The 21,308-nt window shown below is 36.6% G+C and carries 19 protein-coding genes; 17 read left to right on the top strand and 2 right to left on the bottom strand.

Going from position 1 to position 21,308, the window contains the following annotated elements:
- Positions 1 to 27: 27 nt before the first annotated feature.
- The 8 genes from AC2CGN_RS06105 to AC2CGN_RS06140 all read left to right on the top strand — a co-directional run bounded on the left by AC2CGN_RS06105 (position 28) and on the right by AC2CGN_RS06140 (position 8,546).
- Positions 28 to 2,349 (top strand): ABC transporter permease, encoded by a 2,322-nt coding sequence (locus AC2CGN_RS06105; protein WP_484512708.1) that lies wholly within the window; start codon positions 28 to 30, stop codon positions 2,347 to 2,349.
- Between the two features lie 3 nt (positions 2,350 to 2,352).
- On the top strand, positions 2,353 to 3,111 hold the full coding sequence (locus tag AC2CGN_RS06110; protein WP_286926412.1) for an ABC transporter ATP-binding protein: 759 nt from the start codon (positions 2,353 to 2,355) through the stop codon (positions 3,109 to 3,111).
- Between the two features lie 141 nt (positions 3,112 to 3,252).
- Positions 3,253 to 3,768, top strand: a complete 516-nt coding sequence (locus AC2CGN_RS06115) for a sigma-70 family RNA polymerase sigma factor (RefSeq protein ID WP_283872023.1) — start codon at positions 3,253 to 3,255, stop codon at positions 3,766 to 3,768.
- A complete protein-coding gene (locus AC2CGN_RS06120) occupies positions 3,755 to 4,432 on the top strand; it encodes a TIGR04104 family putative zinc finger protein (RefSeq protein WP_484512711.1) in 678 nt (225 codons plus the stop codon). The genes AC2CGN_RS06115 and AC2CGN_RS06120 overlap by 14 nt, the downstream gene beginning before the upstream one ends.
- Positions 4,433 to 4,469: 37 nt before the next feature.
- Complete coding sequence (locus AC2CGN_RS06125; protein WP_484512713.1) at positions 4,470 to 5,390, top strand: ABC transporter ATP-binding protein; 921 nt, start codon at positions 4,470 to 4,472, stop codon at positions 5,388 to 5,390.
- On the top strand, positions 5,387 to 6,121 hold the full coding sequence (locus AC2CGN_RS06130) for an ABC transporter permease (protein ID WP_286924926.1): 735 nt from the start codon (positions 5,387 to 5,389) through the stop codon (positions 6,119 to 6,121). Before AC2CGN_RS06125 ends, AC2CGN_RS06130 begins: the two co-directional genes overlap by 4 nt.
- Positions 6,122 to 6,400: 279 nt before the next feature.
- On the top strand, positions 6,401 to 6,958 hold the full coding sequence (locus AC2CGN_RS06135; protein ID WP_286924925.1) for a biotin transporter BioY: 558 nt from the start codon (positions 6,401 to 6,403) through the stop codon (positions 6,956 to 6,958).
- Positions 6,959 to 6,971: 13 nt separating this feature from the next.
- Positions 6,972 to 8,546, top strand: a complete 1,575-nt coding sequence (locus AC2CGN_RS06140; protein ID WP_484512715.1) for an amidohydrolase — start codon at positions 6,972 to 6,974, stop codon at positions 8,544 to 8,546.
- A gap of 105 nt (positions 8,547 to 8,651) precedes the next feature.
- Here AC2CGN_RS06140 and AC2CGN_RS06145 read toward each other — a convergent pair whose 3' ends face one another.
- Positions 8,652 to 8,876: a hypothetical protein gene (locus tag AC2CGN_RS06145; RefSeq protein ID WP_286924922.1), complete on the bottom strand. Its 225-nt coding sequence runs from the start codon at positions 8,874 to 8,876 to the stop codon at positions 8,652 to 8,654.
- A gap of 247 nt (positions 8,877 to 9,123) precedes the next feature.
- On the opposite strand from AC2CGN_RS06145, the gene AC2CGN_RS06150 reads away from it, so the two are divergent.
- The 7 genes from AC2CGN_RS06150 to AC2CGN_RS06180 all read left to right on the top strand — a co-directional run bounded on the left by AC2CGN_RS06150 (position 9,124) and on the right by AC2CGN_RS06180 (position 17,001).
- Entirely contained in the window at positions 9,124 to 10,896 is a 1,773-nt protein-coding gene (locus tag AC2CGN_RS06150; RefSeq protein ID WP_484512717.1) for a glycerophosphoryl diester phosphodiesterase membrane domain-containing protein, read from the top strand.
- 127 nt (positions 10,897 to 11,023) lie between these two features.
- Entirely contained in the window at positions 11,024 to 11,971 is a 948-nt protein-coding gene (locus AC2CGN_RS06155; RefSeq protein WP_429981410.1) for a stalk domain-containing protein, read from the top strand.
- A gap of 262 nt (positions 11,972 to 12,233) precedes the next feature.
- Positions 12,234 to 12,509 (top strand): hypothetical protein, encoded by a 276-nt coding sequence (locus AC2CGN_RS06160; protein ID WP_283872038.1) that lies wholly within the window; start codon positions 12,234 to 12,236, stop codon positions 12,507 to 12,509.
- On the top strand, positions 12,509 to 14,032 hold the full coding sequence (locus AC2CGN_RS06165) for a sodium:solute symporter family protein (protein ID WP_429990433.1): 1,524 nt from the start codon (positions 12,509 to 12,511) through the stop codon (positions 14,030 to 14,032). Before AC2CGN_RS06160 ends, AC2CGN_RS06165 begins: the two co-directional genes overlap by 1 nt.
- A gap of 15 nt (positions 14,033 to 14,047) precedes the next feature.
- Positions 14,048 to 15,379 carry an ArgE/DapE family deacylase gene (locus AC2CGN_RS06170; protein WP_484512719.1) on the top strand — a complete coding sequence of 444 codons (1,332 nt, stop codon included), beginning with the start codon at positions 14,048 to 14,050 and terminating at the stop codon, positions 15,377 to 15,379.
- A 15-nt stretch (positions 15,380 to 15,394) separates the two neighbouring features.
- Positions 15,395 to 16,222 carry a mycofactocin-coupled SDR family oxidoreductase gene (locus tag AC2CGN_RS06175; protein WP_283934533.1) on the top strand — a complete coding sequence of 276 codons (828 nt, stop codon included), beginning with the start codon at positions 15,395 to 15,397 and terminating at the stop codon, positions 16,220 to 16,222.
- A gap of 11 nt (positions 16,223 to 16,233) precedes the next feature.
- Positions 16,234 to 17,001: an SDR family NAD(P)-dependent oxidoreductase gene (locus AC2CGN_RS06180; RefSeq protein WP_484512721.1), complete on the top strand. Its 768-nt coding sequence runs from the start codon at positions 16,234 to 16,236 to the stop codon at positions 16,999 to 17,001.
- A gap of 63 nt (positions 17,002 to 17,064) precedes the next feature.
- On the opposite strand, the gene AC2CGN_RS06185 is transcribed toward AC2CGN_RS06180, so the two are convergent.
- Positions 17,065 to 18,666 (bottom strand): PucR family transcriptional regulator, encoded by a 1,602-nt coding sequence (locus tag AC2CGN_RS06185; RefSeq protein WP_429981415.1) that lies wholly within the window; start codon positions 18,664 to 18,666, stop codon positions 17,065 to 17,067.
- Positions 18,667 to 18,944: 278 nt separating this feature from the next.
- On the opposite strand from AC2CGN_RS06185, the gene AC2CGN_RS06190 reads away from it, so the two are divergent.
- Positions 18,945 to 20,102 (top strand): M20 family metallopeptidase, encoded by a 1,158-nt coding sequence (locus AC2CGN_RS06190; protein ID WP_429985091.1) that lies wholly within the window; start codon positions 18,945 to 18,947, stop codon positions 20,100 to 20,102.
- Positions 20,103 to 20,117: 15 nt separating this feature from the next.
- Positions 20,118 to 21,284 carry an iron-containing alcohol dehydrogenase gene (locus AC2CGN_RS06195; protein ID WP_283872051.1) on the top strand — a complete coding sequence of 389 codons (1,167 nt, stop codon included), beginning with the start codon at positions 20,118 to 20,120 and terminating at the stop codon, positions 21,282 to 21,284.
- Positions 21,285 to 21,308: the final 24 nt, after the last annotated feature.

Genomic DNA, 21,308 nt, shown 5'->3' on the forward strand with positions numbered 1-21,308 from the left:
CTGTAAATCAAATAAAAGAGGTGACATATGTATTACAGAATTATTCGTAATGATATGGCAAAAAGCAAGTTAATATCATTGACTACAATCATATTTGTGACTGCTGCGGCATTGCTTGTTTCCCTTTCGGCCATATTAATGGTGAATCTTTCAGGTGCGATAGATACGCTTATGAAGCAATCGAAAACGCCGCATTTCCTGCAAATGCATTCAGGCGATATTAATTCTGATCGATTGGAGAACTTCGCTAACAATAATAGCAATGTCGAAGAATTTCAGGTGCTTGAATTTCTTAATGTGGATGGAGCACATATCGTTATTGACGGAAAATCGCTTGCAGGCAATGTTCAGGACAATGGCTTCACGACCCAAAGTGAAAAATTTGATTATCTCCTGGATCTTGACGGACAGATGATAAAGGTTGCAGATGGAGAGATATATGTGCCAGTAGGCTATATGAAGGATGGAACGGCAAACATTGGGGATACGATTGTTCTAGACAATAAGAAGAAATTCATCGTTGCAGGTTTTCTTCGTGATTCACAGATGAATTCGTTACTGACCTCATCAAAGAGGTTTTTGGTGAGTGAGCATGATTATGCAGCAATAAAGAGTTTCGGAAGTACAGAATATTTAATTGAGTTTAGATTAAAGGATATGTCTGAGATAAGCACCTTTGAAACGGCATACACTTCCGCAGGGCTTGAAGCAAATGGTCCAACAATTACATATCCACTTTTCAAAATGTTGAATGCCATTTCTGATGGTCTAATGATAGCAGTCATACTTCTAATAAGTGTTCTTGTCGTAACCATCACATTTATGTGTATACGATTTACGCTTCTTGCAAAAATTGAGGATGATTACCGAGAAATCGGCGTTATGAAAGCCATAGGGCTACGTGCTTCAGATATTAAAAAGATTTATCTCGCAAAATACGCAGTGATTGCAGCAGTTGGTTGTATACTTGGCTTTGCTCTGACCTTTGTTTTCAAGGGTATGCTTCTTGAAAACATAAGGCTCTATATGGGAGTGAATGAAAATAGATTTTTGGCTTTATTAGTTGGAGTAATTGGTGTATTTCTTGTGTTTTTTGTAATGATAGCCTATGTGAGTTATGTATTAAGACGTTTTCGAAAAATCTCTGCAGTGGAGGCTCTACGTTTTGGTTTTTCACACGGAAAATCCTCTGGCGCAAAGGGCTTTTATCTGAGCAAAAATAGACTACTAAATACGAATCTATTTTTAGGGATAAAGGATGTGCTTTCTAGAAAAAGTCTTTACATGACTATGCTTGCGGTACTTATAATGTCAACATTCATCATCATCGTTCCACAAAATCTATACAATACGATTTCCTCTAAAAGCTTCATCACCTATATGGGAGTAGGGAGCAGTGATTTGCGTATTGATATTCAGCAGACAGACAATATTCCGAAAAAAGCTGCGGAAATTGTAGCAGCATTGGCCGAGGACAGCGCAATTTCTAAATATGCTGTGCTTTCGACCAAAACTTTCAATGTGAAGACAACCAATGGCTCTGAGGAAAGTATAAAAATTGAGCTTGGTGACCACTCGATTTTCCCGCTTAGGTATGCAGAAGGGAAGGCACCTGTTTCACAAGATGAAATTGCGCTGTCAGTCATGAACGCTGAGGAATTAGGAAAAAAAGTTGGGGATCACATGACACTGTTAGTGGATGGGAAGGAGAGAAACCTCATCGTATCTGGAACCTATTCTGATATTACGAACGGTGGTAAAACCGCAAAGGCGGCTTTCACTAACATACAGGCAGATACGATGTGGAGTGTTATTTATATTGAGCTTAATGATAAAACATTGATTGATGCGAAAATCTCTGAATATACAGAAAGCTTTCAATTTGCAAAGATTTCGGGCATTGACGATTATATTAAACAGACGTTTGGTTCAACAATAGGCTCTATTGGAAAGGCGTCCTCTTTGTCAGTTATCATAGCCTTAATTTTATCGATCTTAGTGACATTATTATTTATGAAAATGCTGATTGCAAAAGACAGATACTCGATCGCTATTATGAAGTCTTTGGGCTTTACAAATACGGATGTAACCATCCAATATGTGGCCCGTTCATTATTTGTTCTCATTGTAGGTATTGTCCTAGGAACACTTTTAGCTAATACCCTTGGTGAGCTACTTGCAAGTGCAGTCATTGCTTCATTTGGAGCATCATCGTTTACATTCGTTGTCAATCCACTTTCTGCCTATGTATTATGTCCATTGGTGATGGGGTGTACTGTCCTAGTAGCAACGGTTATCAGTACAGCTAGCGCAGGTCAGATAAAAATAACTGATAATATAAAGGAGTAGATTATGCAGAAGATTATTATTGCTGAAAAGATCATGAAATCTTTTAGTGTAGGGAATGAAAGACATCCTGTTCTTAAGGATGTGTCTGTTGACATAAATGAGGGTGAATTCGTTTCAATTATGGGTCCATCAGGGTCAGGAAAATCAACATTGTTGTATGCACTAAGCGGTATGGATTATATTGATAGCGGGAAGGTTACCTTTAATGGCAGTGATTTATCAGTATTTAATGACAAGGAGCTTGCTGACATACGTAGAACAAAAATGGGTTTTATTTTTCAGCAGCCAACTTTGCTCAAAAATTTAAATATTCTAGATAATATTATTCTACCTTCCATGCGAGATAATCGAAAAAACGGTGAGGATATTATCAAACAAGCTAAAGCTATAATGACAAGAGTTGGAATTGCAGAATTGGAAAAACGTGATATTACACAGGTTTCAGGCGGGCAGCTTCAAAGAGCAGGCATATGCCGTGCGCTAATGAGTAATCCAACCATCATCTTCGGTGATGAACCAACAGGGGCTCTCAACTCCAAATCTGCACAGGAAATCATGAACATTATTTCTGAAATAAATGCAGAAGGAACTGCTGTTATGCTTGTGACGCATGACCCAAAGGTTGCTGCTAGAACAGAGCGAATCCTGTTTATGCGTGATGGAATGATTGTGAGTGAGATGCACCTAGAAAAGTTCACTAACACAAATATGGATGATAGAACGAATAAAGTGACAGCAAAAATGCGAGAAATAGGAATCTAATTATTTTATTAGACCCTCAAATGTAACGAACCCGTAATGAATCTTTACGGGTTGTTTTTATGGCGGAAAAAAATTTCAAAAAATATGAATCGGAATGGCATTGACATCCGTCAGTAGTTTAGAAAGAAGGTGAGGGCAACAATGGATATAGAAAAGATTATCGAGGTGCACGGTGACTATTTACTAAAGGTTGCTTATCTATATGTGAAAAATACAGCAACAGCTGAGGACATTGTGCAGGATGTATTGATTGCCTTTTATCAAAAGCAGGAGCAGTTTCGCCAGGAATCATCGTTACGTACATATTTAGTGAAAATGACGGTCAATCGAAGCCACGATTATTTAAGAAGCTGGAAAAGTAAACGATTAACACTGCTAGAAAAAATAACTGGACGTACAACAGCAGTCACACCTGAAAAGGAATTTCTAGCTAAGTCAACGAAGCGAGAGCTAGTGGAAGCGTTGTTTACCTTATCAGTTGCCTACAGAGAGGTTCTTATTCTTTATTATTTTGAAGAAATGACGACTGTGGAAATTGCACAGCTCGTATGTTGTCCTGAGGCAACAATCCGAACACGCTTGCAACGTGCTAGAAAACAGCTAGCAGCAGCAATGGGAGATTATGATTGGGAGGTGTTACGCCATGAATCGATTTAAAGAAGATATGCTAAAAGAACTTCAAGAGGTAAAGCTTACAACTGAAAAAAAACAGGCGATTGCCCAAAAAGCACGACATAAAAGTATTCGAAGAAGCAGTCCTTGGCAATATCGTGTTGTACTTACAACGTTTACGGTTTTTGTGATTTCCTTTGTGTTTCTATTATCAAATAAAAAAGATCAACAACTTGGAAGTCAACAAGCCACAAATATACAGCAGGAAACATGGAGTATTTTGGGTTTGCTAGAAAATGACTTTGTCAAAGGTATCTTGATATTTAGTATTTTTCAATTATTAGCTCTTTTTTTAAGGAGATATTTAAAAAAGAAAAAATATGGTTTACCAGTGTGTATTCAGTGTGGTGAATCATGGTCAAAAAAACAAGCTCTCATGCTTTTTTGGAAAAATAATGCTAAACCAATTACATGTAAACATTGTGGAAAAAAACAGTATCGTACAAACAAATCGATGCAATTAAATGGATTAGTACAGCTACCATTAATTCAGCTTTTATTTTTAGTAAATTTTAATTTTAACAATATTTTAGTTGGCATAGCCTTTTATGTATTAAGCATCCCTGTATATCACTTTATACTATCCCCATATATATTTGCTTTACAAGAAAATGATCCGATGAAAGAGCCTCAAAAACCACTTTGGTAAAAAATTTTTAAAAAGAATTTATGAAAGGGGAATTGATATGGAAACGGTTATACAGATAGAAAATTTAAAAAAATCTTTTGGTTCCTTTGAAGCTATTCAAGATTTAACATTTAGCATTCGAAAAGGAGAGATTTTTGGCATAATTGGTCCAAATGGGGCTGGAAAAACGACAACAATTGAAATTATAGAGGGTTTGCAGGAATGTTCATCTGGCAAAGTAACAGTTCTTGGCTATGATCCTTGGAAAGATGCGAAAAAATTGAAGGAAAACATTGGTGTAATGTTTCAACATACAAATTTACAGTCAAAAATTAAAGTAGGTGAGGCTATTGAACTATTTGCCTCATTTTATCCACGTCAGATTGATACAACACTTGCACTGGAAAATTTAAAATTGGAACCTTTTCGTCATACGTATTTTAAAAATCTATCTGGAGGATGGAAACAAAAATTACTTTTAACTTTAGCAACTTTGCATTCACCATCAATAGTTTTTCTAGATGAACCAAGTACAGGGCTAGATCCAAAGTCCAGAAGAGAACTATGGAAAATGATTGTTTCGCTAAGAGATGCTGGAACAACAATTGTCTTGACGACACATTATATGGAAGAGGCGGAACAGCTTTGTGATCGGATAGCAATAATGAATCATGGCTCTGTAGTTGGGTTAGATACGCCTCAAAAACTTATTCAAAGCCTGAACAAAGATAAATCAATATTAATAGCATGTAAACAATTGGATATAGCATTGGTTCAAAAGATAGCAGGTGTCTCAAGAGTAGTATCAAAAAATAATCTACTTCAAATTTTCACAGATAATATAGAATGGACGACATTTGAGCTTTTCAAATTAATTAGTACTGAAGGCTTGATAGTAGATGATTTTCGATTTAGTACGGGTTCATTAGATGATTTATTTGTCAAATTACCTCAGCTGCAAGAGGAGATGATGTTGTGAAGGCAATTCACATATTAACTTTAATTGAATTGAAATTATTTTTTAGAGATTTACAATCGTTAATTTGGACTTTTATTTTTCCCTTTGTCATGATTTATTTTTTAGGACTTTTATTTGGTAATTCTGCTGTGGGTGAAATGGACTATAAAACTTTATTAATTCCAAATATGATAGCACTATGTCTGTTAAGTACAGCTTTATTTACATTAGGTACTCGAATTGTTAGCTATAAAGAATCCCAGTTACTGAAAACTTATCAAATAACGCCATTACATTCTATTCGAATCATTCTTTCTTTTTGTTTATTGGGAGTAATTATTTCCCTTTTTAGCATTATTATTGCTTGTGTTAGTGGTCATTTCATTTACAATTTACAACCACCCATTTATCTAATAGCAGTAATTTTTTCTTTAATGTTAAGTATGGTAACGTTATTCTCGTTTGGAATTTTAGTAACAGGCATTAGCTCCACAATGCAAGGAGCGGCTGGCATAAGTGTTTTAGCTTTAAACTTACAAACTTTTTTATCTGGTGGGGTAATACCTTATCAAATTTTGCCTCTACCTCTAAAAATTGTGGCAAAAGCTTTACCATTACACTATGTAAATGACATATTAACATTTGCTTGGACAGGTCAATCAGTCAATTCTATATGGTTAAATATAATAATTCTAATAGGAATGGCTTTCGTATTTTTTATTCTATCAATTCGTTGTTTTAGATGGACTTAAAAAATTTTATAAGGGTGAGTGTTTATGAATTCTAAAAAAATAAGTAAAAAGAAAATATGGATAATTATGGGTTTTATACAAGGGACTATTCTCTTGATGCTATTACTATATTTAAGTGGGTATTTATAAATTTGTTGTAAAGAAATTGCTAGCTAAACATTGTAATTTCATTTTTTATAGCTATTTTTCAAAATTGATTGACAACGGTTTTCATTTGCTTTAATCTTTGTGTTAACTTATTTTATATTGTAGTTAACGCACAAGGGGAGGCAATTTAGTGTGAAAAAGAGTAGTACATATCAATACGTATTAACAGCATTTGGAGCTGCTATTGTTTCAGTTTTAGCACAAATCAGTATTCCAATCCCATTATCACCTGTACCTATTACTGGGCAGACACTTGCCATTGGCTTAGTTGTAACAATCCTCGGAACAAGACTGGGCACATTATCAGTGCTATTATATATTTTAATTGGAGCAACTGGTTTACCGGTTTATAGTAATTTTTCTGGCGGCCCTAGTATTCTCTTTGGTCCTACTGGTGGCTATATTGTCGGCTTTTTACCAACAGCTATCATCATGGGGCTTTATTTAAAGAAATTTGGTCTTACAATTCCACATGCGATTGTCTCAAATGTAATAGGGATGGTTATAACTTTAGCATTTGGTACGGTATGGTTGAAATTTGCAATGAATCTTTCTTGGATGGGGGCATTTATGTCAGGTGCAGCGCCATTTATTATTCTAGGTTTAGCAAAAGCAGTACTTGCTGCATGGGTTGGCGTTATTGTTCGACGCCGCTTAGAATCTGCTCGTTTAATTGAAGCAACCGCATAGGAGGCGAATTGTTTTGGCAACGATATGGACAGGCGGGAAAATTTACACGATGGCGAAAGTTGGCGAAACAGTTGAAGCTGTCCTTGTCAAGGATGGAAAAATAGTGGCGACAGGCTCAGTCGATAGTCTGTCGCCACATGCTACTTCTATTCAGGATTTACAAGGAAATGTCATGTATCCAGGGTTTGTGGATAGTCATTTACATATAATTGGATATGGGGAAAAATTAAAGCATATCGATGTATCGAACGTCACCAATAAGGATGAGCTACTTTCTATTATTGGTGAGCGAATGAAAAGTGCCTCAAGTGATGAATGGGTTATTGCCATCGGGTTGAATGAAACACAGTTTGATAAACCTATTTTTCCAACCCTGATGGAACTCGACGCACTAGGTGATGCTCATCTTATTATAAAGCGTAGCTGCCATCATTTAATTTTAGCCAATTCTAAGGCACTCGCTTTTGCGGGTATTACCAATGAAACGCCTTCACCCAAGGGGGGCATTATAGAGAAAGTACAAGGACAGCTAACTGGTGTATTAAAGGATACAGCTTTATATATGATTGTAAACAACATGCCTCATATCACACCCAGCTATATTGAGGATGCACTGAAAAAGGCTGTAGCATCACTACTATCATTCGGTTTAGTAGGCGGTCATTCAGAGGATTTAAGCTATTATGGACCACCAATGCAACCCATTCAAGCGTTCCGAAAGGTTGTAGACGATCAACAATCGTTTAAGGTGCATTTATTGCAGCATCATACAGTATTTGAGGAAATCGCTAAAATGGGGGAGACATCATCACCTTATATGGAATTTGGTGCGATGAAAATTTTTATTGATGGTGCCTTTGGTGGACGCACAGCTGCACTTCGTAAGCCTTACTGTGATGAACCCAATAATAGTGGTATGCTTGTTCATTCCACGGAGCAGTTAAAGTACTATGTTCAACTTGCCCGTCAGCATGGACAAACTGTGGCAGTTCATGCGATTGGAGATTTAGCCATTGAAACCATTTTAGCGGTATTTAAGGAGTATCCGCCACTACAAGGGCAGGTAGACCGTGTTATTCATTGTAGCTTAGTAGATGACGAAATTTTAGCAAAACTAGCATCCTTACCTGTTGCAGTGGATATGCAGCCGCAATTTGTGCAGGGAGAGTTTCAAGCAGAGCTAGCTAGACTGGGTGAACAGCGAGCACTAGGATTGCATCCGTTAAAATCGCTTTTAGAGCGGGGATTAATTGTCGCAGGAGGCAGTGATGCTCCGATTGAAGTGCCAAATCCATTGCATGGTATTTATGCAGCGGTGACAAGACGAAACTTCGGTGAGACACATAACGGCTATAATGCTCATGAGAAGATTACACGCCATGAGGCAGTGCACCTTTACACTATTGGAGCTGCGCAAATAATAGGCCAGGACCATTTTCGTGGTAAGATTGAAGAAGGCTATACTGCAGATTTCACCATTTTTGAGGAGGATTTATTGCATATTGACATTGAAAAATTACCGCATGTAAAAGTGGTCTACACGGTTGTTGATGGCCGTATTGTTTACGCAAATCGCTGTGAGGGTTAATCCTGACAGCGATTTTTTAATGTTTTAGAAATGATTTTAGTTATAGTTTTCTGTAATTGGGCAATGATATCTCACCTCTTTTTCTAGCTTCAAGAAGTAGGCGCCTTATTGCCCGTTTGTGCGGGATAGCTTGTCAAGTTGTTGTTCGAGGCTTTGTACACGCTTTGTTAGTGCTTCTACTTGTTGCTGTAATGTCTGCTGTGGGGGCAGAGGGGTAGTAGCTTTCATTTTCTTTATCATATGAATCATGACAAAAAATATAGCCAGGAACATAACAAGAACTATACTCGTACTAATAATATCCCCAAGATTAAAACTCTTCTGTGTCATTATTACCTAACCCCCTTAAATTCTTCTCCATTATAGTATTTACTGGATGACCTATCTAAAAGTTTCAAGAAAATTGTCTAATACTATAAATACACAAATCTTAAGCATCTTTCTGGCATATGATATGAGACGAATTCAAATTCATTTCTATTGATTAACGTAATTTTGCAAATTGAGCATATTATATAGGAACATGTGTAGTAAGCGAAAATGGGGGAATACGGTAGTATGGACTGGGGTGAGTTAAATGCAAAGAGCTGGACAAGTAATGCGACATGCTATCTACAATATATATCATTATCGCTTTGATTATATACAGGTTTTCGCGCTTATTCGGTTATGTCAGTTTTTATTCTTTTTACCTGTGTCAACGATTGTCTTCAAACTAATGCTGCGGGTAACAGGTTATACGCATATTACTGAGCAAAATATTCAAAGCTTTATTTCACATCCCTTTGTTATTTTGATGTTATGTTTGGTAATAATGGTATTTTTGCTTTTTATTTATTATGAAATGGGCTTTCTTTTTTTAATGGCCTTTTACCAACAAAGAGGCATTCGATACCGATTTCTAACCATTTGGCAGCGATTAAATCGAAAGGTTTTTTCTTTTTTTAGTGTGCAAATACTTTTTTTTATTGTTTATCTTGTTCTGTTATTACCATTGGCTTCGTTTATGTTACCTTTAACATTAACTCAAGCAATTACTTTACCACGTTTTTTGATGGAAGAGATTATGAGTACTCATGAGGGAAGACTAATGTATGCAGCCGTCGCTAGTATTTTAGTTATCGTAGGCATCCGTAGTATATTAACATTACCAATTTTTACAGTCCAACCCAAAATTTCTATTTTCCAATCATTGATACAGAGTTGGCGTTTCTCAAAACGTGGTCTGTTTGAAATCCTCGTTTTATTAGCTATGCTTTTAACTGGCCATTTACTTGTCCTAGTAGGAGTTACGATTATCGGTACGTTGCCATTGTATATTTTGGAGCGTTTTATGCCCAGTATGGCGCTTCTTACAGCAGGGATGACATTGGCATTTTTAGAAATGGTTTTTGTCGTGTTATTTACTTTACTGCAAGCAACCTATTCACAGGTAATGGTGGCTATTACCTTTAATACATCTGTTTTAGGCAAGTTTTCGCATGTGCCCAAGTTTAAGAAAAGGCGTTTAAAACCACTGTCATTTATTGTATTTTCTGTTTTTATTGCTTTAAGTGTGATGAACACTATCTCTTTAGAGAAAAGTGTCTATGCACCCGATACTAAAATCATTGCTCATCGAGGCTACACAGCAGGCAATGTGGAAAATACAATCAGTGGTCTTGTTAGTGCAGCTAGTGCTGGAGCAGACTTAATCGAAATTGATATTCAGCAAACTGTTGATGGGGAGTTTGTGGTCTTTCATGATCGAACCTTAAGAAGATTAGCCGGGAAAAATGGTGTGATTGCCAATATGACACTCGGCGAATTAAAAACGCTGAAGATCCATGCAAATGGTTTTAGCGATAAAATTTCCTCTTTGGATGATTTTATTGAGATTGCAAAGGCTTTAAACGTTTCATTGTTAATTGAGTTCAAGGTACATGGAAAGGAAACAGAAGATGCTCTGCCCAAATTAGTAGAAAAGCTTCGGGCTTATAAGGTGCTTGATTCATATTATGTGCAATCCTCTGATCCACAAATGATGACCCAATTAAAAAAATTGGCCCCAAATTTACGTGTAGGTATAGTCTATGCTTTAAATATCGGACCAATGGTTGAAACAGTAGACTTTATAGCTCTTGAGGAATCTTGGGTGACAGCTGAGCTAATTGCTGATTTGAAGCAACAAAAAATTGATTTATTTGTATGGACGTTAAACAAGGATCGCTCATTGCATGAATTTATTGAGAAAAATGTCAACGGTGTGATTACTGATCATCCCGATGTTGCCTTGGATATCCGAACAAAGCAGAACGAGCATCAATACTTTTTACAGCGTGTCCTAAATAGACTTCAATTTATATTTTAAATAGCCTCCCAAATAAATATGGAGGAAGAATTTTAGGATAACTATCAAATAAAATATGGAGCTGTAACCTTTTTCATTTGAATACGACTACTTTTATGAATTCGAAATGATGAAGGAGATGCTTTTTATGAAAATGAAGAAAGTCGTACCATTTGCGATGACAGCTTTATTAATCGGGAGCGCAATCGGTGTTCCATCTGCATTCGCAAACGAAGAAGCAGCAGCTGTGACAAATGCAGCTAATAATAAGGAGCAAAATCCACAAATTCAGCCTACTTTTATAAAAGTAGCTGGCACTGTAGAAAATGTTGAAACTCATAATAAAGCGACATATTATACGGTGAAAGATGGCGAAAATATAAATGTATTTGTGGTCACTGACGATACGTTAGTATTTGATAATACGGGTAAAGAGGTTAAGCTTCAAAAGGGTGATAAAGTAACGGCTTATACGTATGCCAATAAGCCGATGATTATGATTTATCCGCCTCAATATAACCCAGAGGCAATTATTGTGGAAACAAAAGAAATGGGAAGTGTTGAGCTTGATTTTTTCAATAAAGATTTAGTCAATACAAATAACACGTTAAAACTTAATATTGGTGAACAGACAAAATTACTTAGCCTATCTGGTAAAGAAGTAAAAGTAGCTGATTTAGCAGAGCAACATTTACTAGTGTTTTATACAATCGCAACAATGAGCATTCCAGCTCAAACACCACCTTCAAAAGTGGTTGTAATTGATACAATTACTGAAAAGCCAGGTGAGGTTGATCCTGAAGAAGGGGAGCCATCTGAATCTGCTGTACAAGAAATCATTAATAAAGATTTTTATGAAGTAGATGGAACAAAAATGGTACCATTACGCTTAATTGCTGAAGAATTAGGCTTTACTGTAGAATCAACAGGAAAAGGCGCAATTGTTTCTAAAGGTGCACGATCTTATACAATTACGCGAGGTCAAAAAGAATATGGTTATAATAAGGCAATTCGTCACTTTGAAGCAGCACCAGCTTTGTTAGAGCCAACAAAAACCTATGTTCCACTTGAATTTGTGGAAGAATTAATGAAATAACAACTATGAACCCTCCATAGCATTTAGCTATGGAGGGTTTTTATCTTCTCTTAAAACAAATTTTCAATAAATAATTTTGGACAATAAACAAAAGAAATAGCATGTTTTTGGTTATATTCAAAATAGTAATAATAATCTGATAATTTATTGACTTTTTACTGACCTGAAAATAATATGTACAATAACCGGTTTAACAAATAAATGCTTTAAAGCAGCAATTAAATGTTTGAATAATGATATAAAGACACAAGGGGTGATTGATTTGAAATCAGTTGTAACAAGAAATATCATTTTCTCTGCTTGCTTTATCGGGTTAATTTTACTAGCAAGTTTTCCAGGCTTATTTGATTTTAGTAATAAAATTGAGCCAAGAATTTTCAGTTTATCCTTTGCTTATTTTTGGCAAATTTCTATGAATATCTTGATTTTTGCGCTATTAATAATTTGGTATTTTGTAGATTCCAAGTATGGGGATTTAGATATTGATATAGAGCCTTTAACGAAAGCCGAATTGCTAGAAAGAGAGGTGACTCGTTAATGTTATCTATTACCTTTATTGTCATCTTTTTTGTCATCGTTTTTGCAATCAATGCTAAAAATTTTGGTGTTAAGTCATTCGAGGAATATGCAACTGCACGAGGAAGCTTTGGGGTTATGGCGATTTCATTAGCCGTATTTTCAACCTGGTATGTTGGTGCCACATTTACGGCTTTTGCAGGCTATTCAGTGGGCTATGGATTTATTGGTCTTTACGTACTGACATATGCAACCTTAACAATGCTTTCCATGTATTTGGTTGCCGAAAAAACATATATTTGGGGTAAAAAATATCATATTGGTACGCAGGCTGAGTTAATGGATTTACGCTACAAAAGCAGCATGGTGCGGTTAGTTGTCGGTATTGCAGGAATTGTGTTTACTGCCCCATGGCTATTAATGGAATGGATTACCCAGGGCGTTATTTTCAACTATGCTACGAACGGCTTAATTAGTCCTGTTGTTGGGATGATTATTGGCATTATTGTTGTGCTTGCTTATGTTTCATTAGGTGGAATGAAATCAGTCATTACAGCGAATATTTTCCAAGGTGCTTTTATGTTTTTCGTTGGGACAGGTGTAATGATTTATATGATTTTTAAATTTGCTGGAGGAATATCTTCAGGTATGGATTCTTTAGTGGCTAACTATCCTGAAACATTAACATTCCCTGGACCTGGTTGGGAATTACCTACTCCGTTTTGGACGTCGATTATTATAACTAGTGGACTAGGAGGATTCATGTGGCCATGGGTGTATAATAAATTATTTGCCTCGGATAGTATTCGCTCCATCAAACAATCTGCATTAATTGCGCCTATTATCGGAGGGATCTTCTATGTAGCGTTCCAGCTACTCGGAAATGTACTGTATATGAATGATACAGCAAGAAGTAATCCTGAAGAAGCGTACATGTGGGCAGCTGGACAAATTGGACCATTCGTACTTGCTCTCATGTCTACAGTTATTATGGCGACAAGTATTGCAACAGTAAGTGGAATTATTCAAGCTATGTCAACATCGATTTCTCGAGATGTTGCGACCGTTATGAAAAAGGATATTTCTGAAAAAACGGCAATGAAAATTGCAAGAATTTCAGTATTTATAATAGGAGCCATTTGTGCAGTATTAGCAACGGTAGATGTAGGGGCATTAATTAATGTAGCATTATTGTCCTATCAAGGGATTATTATGATTTTCCCTGTGGTGATTCTTGGTCTATATTGGAAGCGTGCGAATAAAGAGGGGGCAATTGCAGGAATGATTGTTGGCACAATTGTATCCATGACACTAACTGTAACAGAGCCAGCATTTATTGCAGATTTAGGATGGTCTGCTGGTGTATACGGTCTGATAATAACAACTATTATTATGATTATCGCTGGGTATATGAAACCAATAGAGTCACATGTTGAGGATCTGTGGCAAGATGTAGAAACAGCAAGACAACATAAAAAGGCAGTTTCGCAGAACACAACAGAAACGGAACCAGCCATGGCGAATATCGGCTTGAAAAATGAGTAAAACAGGAGGAATAATATGAAAAATACATTATCAGTTGAAAACATTCAGCAAGACGTATTAGCTACCATAGATGAGATGCGTGAAGAAATCATTCAATTAGCAAGTAATATGGTGAAAATTCCAAGTGTAAACCCAAATTACGATGGGGTTAACAAGGCTGAAGTGATTGGTGGAGAAAAGAATGTACAGCTATTTTTGAAGCCAATCTTTGAAGGGATTTGCGATGAAGTAGATATGTGGGAGGTCGAGGAGCAACGGCCAAATCTAGTAGGACGAATGAAAGGCTCTGGTAATGGCGGTAAATCACTTATTTTTAATGGACATATCGATGTTGTGCCTCCAGGACCAAACTCAGATTGGAAATTTAATGATCCTTTTTCGGGTAGAGTGGAAGATGGCAGACTATATGGACGTGGCGCCTGCGATATGAAAGGTGGAATTGCTGCTCAAATAATGGCAGCAAAAGCCTTGAAGAAATTAGGTGTGCAATTGAAGGGGGATTTATTGCTAGAAACGGTTGTCGGTGAAGAAACAATGGACCATGAACTAGGTGTTACTGCTACTGTTGAAAGAGGCTATACGGCTGATGCTGCAATTGTATCTGAACCCTCTGGGCCGCCACAAAGTTTAGCTGTAGTGCCAGTTAGTCCAGGTGTCATTCGAATGCATATTACAGTCAAAGGGAAAACAACACATGCATCTGTACGAAGAGAATTTATTCGGGCTGGTGGGAAGCATGGTGAGGTTGGCATCAATGCTGTTGAAAAAGGAATGTATATTGTACAGGCTCTACAACAGTTAGAAGATGAGTGGGGATTTACAAAAAAACATGAGCTGTTTGAACCAGGACATTTTTCAATTCATCCTGGCATCATTCATGGAAAATCCTATGATGTAGATTTACCGTTTGTCGTTTCGGATTATTGTACGATTCAATATGCAGTATGGCACCATCCTAAGGAAACCTTTGAGGAAGTAAAGGCAGAAATTTTAGGACATGTAGAAAGAGCTGTGCAGAATGATTTATGGTTACGAAATAATCCTCCAGAAGTTGAATTTTTATTGCATTGGCCTGCATTTGATGTAGCGGTAGATCATCCGATTGTGCAGGCAACAAGTCGTGCACACAAAGAAGCAACCGGTGAAGAAGCGACAGTTCATGGCTTTGTAGCCGTGGCAGATGCAGCATTTTTAAATGCCAAGGGAATTCCTTCTATTATATATGGTCCAGGAAGTATTTTAGTAGCCCACGCAGCTAATGAGTACGTACTAGTTGAGGATTTAATAAAAGCTGCTAAAACATATGCCTTAACAGCTATAGATTGGTGCGGTATTGATGGTTTATAAAGAGAGGTGTAGATGATGGGAAAATTAGCTGGGAAAACCGCCTTTATTACAGGTGGTGCTCGAGGAATGGGCAGGGAGTATGCTCTACGGTTTGCAGAGGAAGGCGCAGCAATCGTGATTACTGATATTGCGAAGGATGTCCCGACTGTTGCCTATGAAATGGCAAAGCAATCGGAATTAGCACAAACCGTGGATGAAATAAAAAAGCACGGTGTAGATGCCTTAGGTTTAGTAGCGGATGTTCGTAATGCACAGGAGCTTGAATTAGCTGTACAAAAGACCATTGAACATTTTGGAAAAATCGATATTCTAGTAACAAATGCGGGCATATTATCGTATAACAAGCTATGGGAAATGTCAGAACAGCAATGGGATGAAATGCTCGATATTTGCTTAAAGGGTACCTGGTTAACCTGTAAATATGTACTTCCACATATGATTGATCGTCAAGCAGGGAAAATTTTATGTGTATCATCAGTGAATGGACTTCGAGGCGGTCAAAATGTAGGGCATTATGTGGCTGCAAAACATGGTGTATTAGGATTAGTCAAAACTTTAGCAATGGAGGTAGGGCCCTATAATATTCATGTCAACGCTATTTGTCCAACCGCTGTTGATACAACAATGGCTAATAATCAAGCTACCTATGATCGTTTGGCTAACAAAAAAGGAGCTACAAGAGAAGAAGCGACACCCGCATTTGGCAATCATCATGTATTCCCACATCAAGATTTTATCGCGCCGAAGGATGTTATTAATGCAGCACTTTTCTTAGTGTCAGATGATTCCAACAATATTTCAGGATCACATATTGCAGTGGATGCTGGCTATTTGACAATGTAGGAGGGAACCATATGGTAGGTAGATTACGGGATAAAGTTGTAGTGATTACAGGTGCTGCACAGGGAATCGGCTTTGCAACAGCGAGGAAATGTGGCCAAGAGGGAGCGAAAGTCGTTATTTCGGATTTTAATGTGGAAAAATTACAGGATGCTTCTAGACAATTACAGCTAGATGGCTTTGATGTTCATGCAGTAGTATGTAATATCACAGATGAAGAGCATATTGCTAAGCTTTATGAGGAAGCAATAAAAAAATATGGCTATATTACAACAGTTGTTAATAATGCAGGTATTTTTGTCAATAATACAGCCGAAACGTTTGATGTGATCACCTTTGAAAAAATTGCTAATATCAATATTAAAGGTGTGATGCTTAGCACTAAACATGCCATTCCATATTTAAAGGGACAAGAGGGTAGTTCTATCATCAATTTGGCATCTATTTCAGGTATGATCGGTACCAAAAATCATAATTTGTATATTATGACAAAGCATGCAGTGGTAGGTATTACACGAAGTACTGCCGTAGAGCTTGGGCAGTATGGGATTCGTGTTAATGCAGTATGCCCAGGATTAACAGACACGAATATGGCAGAGCAGCTAATCGAGGGAGATGGCGGCGGTCAATCTATACGGCAGGCTTATGAAAATGCCTATTTATTAGGAAGATTAGGTAGACCAGAAGAAATCGCCAATACAATTTCATTCTTAGCCTCAAATGAAGCATCCTTTATCACGGGGGCCTTAATACCTGTGGATGGTGGCTATACGGCAACTTAAATTATCTAAAAAACAGTCTATTTTTATCGATTACATAAAAATAGACTGTTTTTGGTACTGCCATTATTGATAGGTAGGCAATTGAAGCTCTTCTAGTAAGAAGCCAATATAAAATAAAATTTGATCCTGTAGTTTTTCAGGATTGAGCTTTGTGATTTCTTTAATTAAGCTAAGACGATAACGGACTGTATTTTTATGAACGAAAAGCTGCTCAGCGGTTTTATTAAAATCGGCGTTATTAAATAAAAATACTTTCAACGTATTATAGAGCTCCGCTGTCTTTTTCTCATCGAATTCTTTCAATGGCATTAAGTATTCCTGCTGAAGAAATGAAGCTTCTTTAATTGGCTGACTAGAAAAAAGGATTCGTTCAAAGTTTAATTGTTCAAAATTTACGACCTTCGATAATTGATTTTTTTTCGCTTGTGCAAAATGTAATGACACTAATGCTTCGTTGTAGCTTTTTACAATAGATTGTAAATCATATAATCTCCCAATACCGCCAAAATAGGCATTGTTGACATTATATTTGGCTAATAGATAATCGATTTTTTCACAAATAAATGCAACATCAATTTCTGCTGTCGCATCTAACAGCATAACTAAATAATTATTGGAATCAAACCCTATCTTGGTTAAAGTATACTTTTCCAATAAGAAGATAAAATTTGATGTTAAGATAAGTGTATCTTGTTTGTTATAATCCGGGAATTTTAATTCAATTAAAAGTAATTGATACGGGTGATCCTTCAAATCCCAATTGACCTCTCTTGATACTCGAATAATCTCCTCAGTACTACTAAATTTTCCATGTAATAAATCTACTAGAAAGCCGCTTCTATTTTGCTGAGATAATGAAATAATACTTTTTATCTTTTGTAGCTCAGTTAATAGAATAGCAGTTGCTTGTGAAATGGCAACCTTTTCCCATGGAGCGTGAATATCTTGACAATCCCAAAGAATAATACATCCCTCAAGATATCGGTTTTCATAAATCGGCTTCACATATACTTGGATGGGCAGCTCCTGAAAACTTTCTTTCGTTAGGTTTTTTGTTTTAATAATATGGATAATCTCTGAAGTAATTTCTTCATAAACGGATGTCAATTCAAATGAGCTATACAACTTATCAATGGAATGTAAATAAATAGTAGTTTTTCGGGAAGTCAATTTTTCAATTAATAATGGTAATTGTTGAAAATCCGTTTTAGATAATAAGAAATATTGAAATTCTTCATAGATATTCTTTACTTTTTCTAATTCGAGCCTTTGTTCATTATTAATATGATTGACAATTGGAATAATCATATCTGCCCAAGCAATTTGGTTGTCCAGCTCAACTATAACAATCCCATTCTGTTCTGCAAAATACTGCACGTCTATGGAAATAGACGGAACATGCCGACCAATTTTAATGCCTAAGCCACTAACACCTTTTTCAGAGAGTGTCAGAATTAATTTTTTTAATGTTTCATCTAAGCTACTTTCGTTTTTTAAGAATGGAAAACCCGTTGTAAGAATGAAATTACCTCGTTCAATCCAAGCAAATCCATCTGGTGCGTCCACGATTGTAGCACCTGTTACTTCCTTTTCCAATAAATCTTTTCCAGCGATAATCTTGGCATGTGTAAATTCTTGTAAAAGCATAACATCTTTTATCCGCAAGTTAATCACCTCATAATGTATGAATGAAAAGATGGTTATGTATGCTTTGAGCAACATCATAGTAATTTTATTTTATAAAAAAATGGAAGCATTCTTTTGGCACTTAGCCAAAAAATACAATGCTATAGTAAGTGAAAGGTGAGATTACTAGTATAATACACTAAATTTTTGTAATTTTCACTTATTTTTTGATTAGTAGCTTTAGATTCTTAACAATATTGACTAGGAACATACGCTACATTTCTATTGTGATCCAGTCTAGGAAGGGAGGTGTTATTTTGATTAATAAGGAAAGAGCAACGCAATTCTTACAAACTTTAGTTCAAATCAATAGCGTTAATCCACCTGCTAATGAGCTGGTAGTCGCTCATAAAATAGCTGAGCATTGTACGAGCTACGGCTTAGAAGTAGATATTCAAATGATAGATGATGCTAGAGCAAACATCATTGTAAGACTCTTAAGTAATGCAAAAGAAAAGAATGCTTCTTTGGTGTTCAGTGGTCACTTGGATACAGTTCCTGTTGGGGATATACCTTGGGATTACGAGCCTTTTTCGGCAGAAATCATTGATGACAAAATGTATGGCAGGGGAACGACAGATATGAAAGGGGGAGTAGCTGCCTTACTAGAGGCAATGATTATTTTAAAGGAAAAAAAGATTCCTTTAAAAGGAGATTTATTGTTTTTAGGGACAGCAGGTGAAGAGGTGGATTGTATAGGCGCAAAACAAGCCATTGAAACAGATATTGTAAAAAATGCAGGTGCCATTATTATTGCGGAACCGAGCAGCGGGGAGATTTTTTGTGCGCATAAGGGTGTTTTATGGTTAGAGATTGAAACTTTCGGTAAAACGGCACATGGTTCAATGCCTCAAAATGGCATAAATGCTATTACGCATATGCACAAAATTATAAGCGCCTTGCAAACTTATTCATTTAGAGCAGTGGAAGAGCATCCCTTATTAGGTCGACCGACACTTGTCATCAGCACGATAAAAGGAGGGGTTACTACAAATGTAATACCAGATTATTGTGCAATACGTATAGATATTAGATCCACACCGTTGCTATCTCATCAAGAAATAATAGAGGATATAAAAGGAATTATTGGAGAAATTCAAAAGACAGAACATGACTTCAATGCAAAGATCCATGTGCTTCATGATTTAAATTCAATTGATTATTCAGGTAGCCAAGCATTATTAGCACAATTGAAAGCGGTGAAAAATGAATTATCCAATGTGACATTACTAGAAAAGGGTGTTAATTACTATACTGATGGCTCTGTTTTTTCAGTTGCTACAAATGCACCTATAATCATCTATGGTCCCGGCAATGAAAATTTGGCACACCAGCCAAATGAACATATTGAAATGAATGCCTTTTTTGATGCGATTGAATTTTATAGTGTTTTTGCAGAGAGATATTTAACTTGATAGGGAGGATTAAAAATGAATGCATATTCGGAAACTGTTTTTAATGCCAAAACGAAGATTTATACAGGCGTATCTTCTATAAAAAATTTGGGGCCTGTTCTACAAGAAATTGGTGCTCATCGTATTTTAATGGTCACAGATCAAGGAATTAAGCACTCGGGTATTTTAAAGAATGTGCTTGGTGAAATCCCTGAAAATATGGAGGTTTTGATTTATGACGAGGTAAAACCTAATCCAGATGTTGCAAGTATTGATGAAACTGCCAATAACTATAGGAAAAAAGAGATTTCAGCTTTAGTAGCTGTAGGAGGAGGTAGTGTAATTGATAGTGCCAAGGCTTTAGCAATTGTACTAACAAATGAGAGCTCTATTTCAGCCTATTATGGCTTCGATCAATATACTGAAAAAGCACTTCCGCTAATTGCTATTCCAACAACGGTTGGAACAGGGAGTGAAAGTGGAAATGCAGCAGTTATTACGGACGAGACAGATGGATTGAAAACGAAAAAATTAGTTTTTGGAGAAGATTTATTCCCTAGAGTAGCGATATTAGATGCAAGCTTATTACGTGCTATGCCAAGTGGTCTAATAGCCTCAACAGGGATGGATGCTTTAACACATGCTATTGAGGGATACGTATCTATTTGGAGCTCACATTTTACCGATGCACTTAATCTACATGCAGTGCGAGTCATTGGAAAATCATTATTACCTGCCATTGCCCATAGTGAAAATACAGAGGCAATGCATGGCATGTTATTGGCTAGTTCTATTACAGGCTTAGGAATGGCTAATTCAGGGTTAGGAATGGTACATGGGATATCACACGCTATTGGTGCGCAATATGATGCTCCACATGGTATTGTCAATGCTATTCTATTGCCTTATTTACTAGAATACAATTGGATTGCGAATCCTGAGAAATTTAAAGATATTGCTGAAGCCTTACGTGTCAATATCGAAGGACTTTCGGTAGAGGAGGCAGCCAAAGCAGCTGTAGCCTATGTGAAGAATTTAACGAAAGAAGCTGGTATCCCTGAGAAGTTGAGTGCTATTGGTGTAAGCAAAGAGCATATCGATGTTTTAGTTGATATTGCCTTCCATGATGCTCAGTACATGGTGCCGAATCCACGCAAAATGTCTAGACAGGACATCTATAATATTTTAGATCAATCAATTTAATAAGGAGGTCTATAGATGCTAGAG

The sequence above is a fragment of the Lysinibacillus sp. DFXJR4 genome (genome assembly GCF_057196045.1).

Coding starts and splice junctions, on each gene's coding strand:
- AC2CGN_RS06165 (WP_429990433.1), top strand. CDS start 12,509: ATGTTATCTATTACCTTTATTGTCATCTTTTTTGTCATCGTTTTTGCA.
- AC2CGN_RS06170 (WP_484512719.1), top strand. CDS start 14,048: ATGAAAAATACATTATCAGTTGAAAACATTCAGCAAGACGTATTAGCT.
- AC2CGN_RS06180 (WP_484512721.1), top strand. CDS start 16,234: ATGGTAGGTAGATTACGGGATAAAGTTGTAGTGATTACAGGTGCTGCA.
- AC2CGN_RS06120 (WP_484512711.1), top strand. CDS start 3,755: ATGAATCGATTTAAAGAAGATATGCTAAAAGAACTTCAAGAGGTAAAG.
- AC2CGN_RS06175 (WP_283934533.1), top strand. CDS start 15,395: ATGGGAAAATTAGCTGGGAAAACCGCCTTTATTACAGGTGGTGCTCGA.
- AC2CGN_RS06150 (WP_484512717.1), top strand. CDS start 9,124: ATGCAAAGAGCTGGACAAGTAATGCGACATGCTATCTACAATATATAT.
- AC2CGN_RS06105 (WP_484512708.1), top strand. CDS start 28: ATGTATTACAGAATTATTCGTAATGATATGGCAAAAAGCAAGTTAATA.
- AC2CGN_RS06115 (WP_283872023.1), top strand. CDS start 3,253: ATGGATATAGAAAAGATTATCGAGGTGCACGGTGACTATTTACTAAAG.
- AC2CGN_RS06155 (WP_429981410.1), top strand. CDS start 11,024: ATGAAAATGAAGAAAGTCGTACCATTTGCGATGACAGCTTTATTAATC.
- AC2CGN_RS06145 (WP_286924922.1), bottom strand. CDS start 8,876: ATGACACAGAAGAGTTTTAATCTTGGGGATATTATTAGTACGAGTATA.
- AC2CGN_RS06195 (WP_283872051.1), top strand. CDS start 20,118: ATGAATGCATATTCGGAAACTGTTTTTAATGCCAAAACGAAGATTTAT.
- AC2CGN_RS06125 (WP_484512713.1), top strand. CDS start 4,470: ATGGAAACGGTTATACAGATAGAAAATTTAAAAAAATCTTTTGGTTCC.
- AC2CGN_RS06110 (WP_286926412.1), top strand. CDS start 2,353: ATGCAGAAGATTATTATTGCTGAAAAGATCATGAAATCTTTTAGTGTA.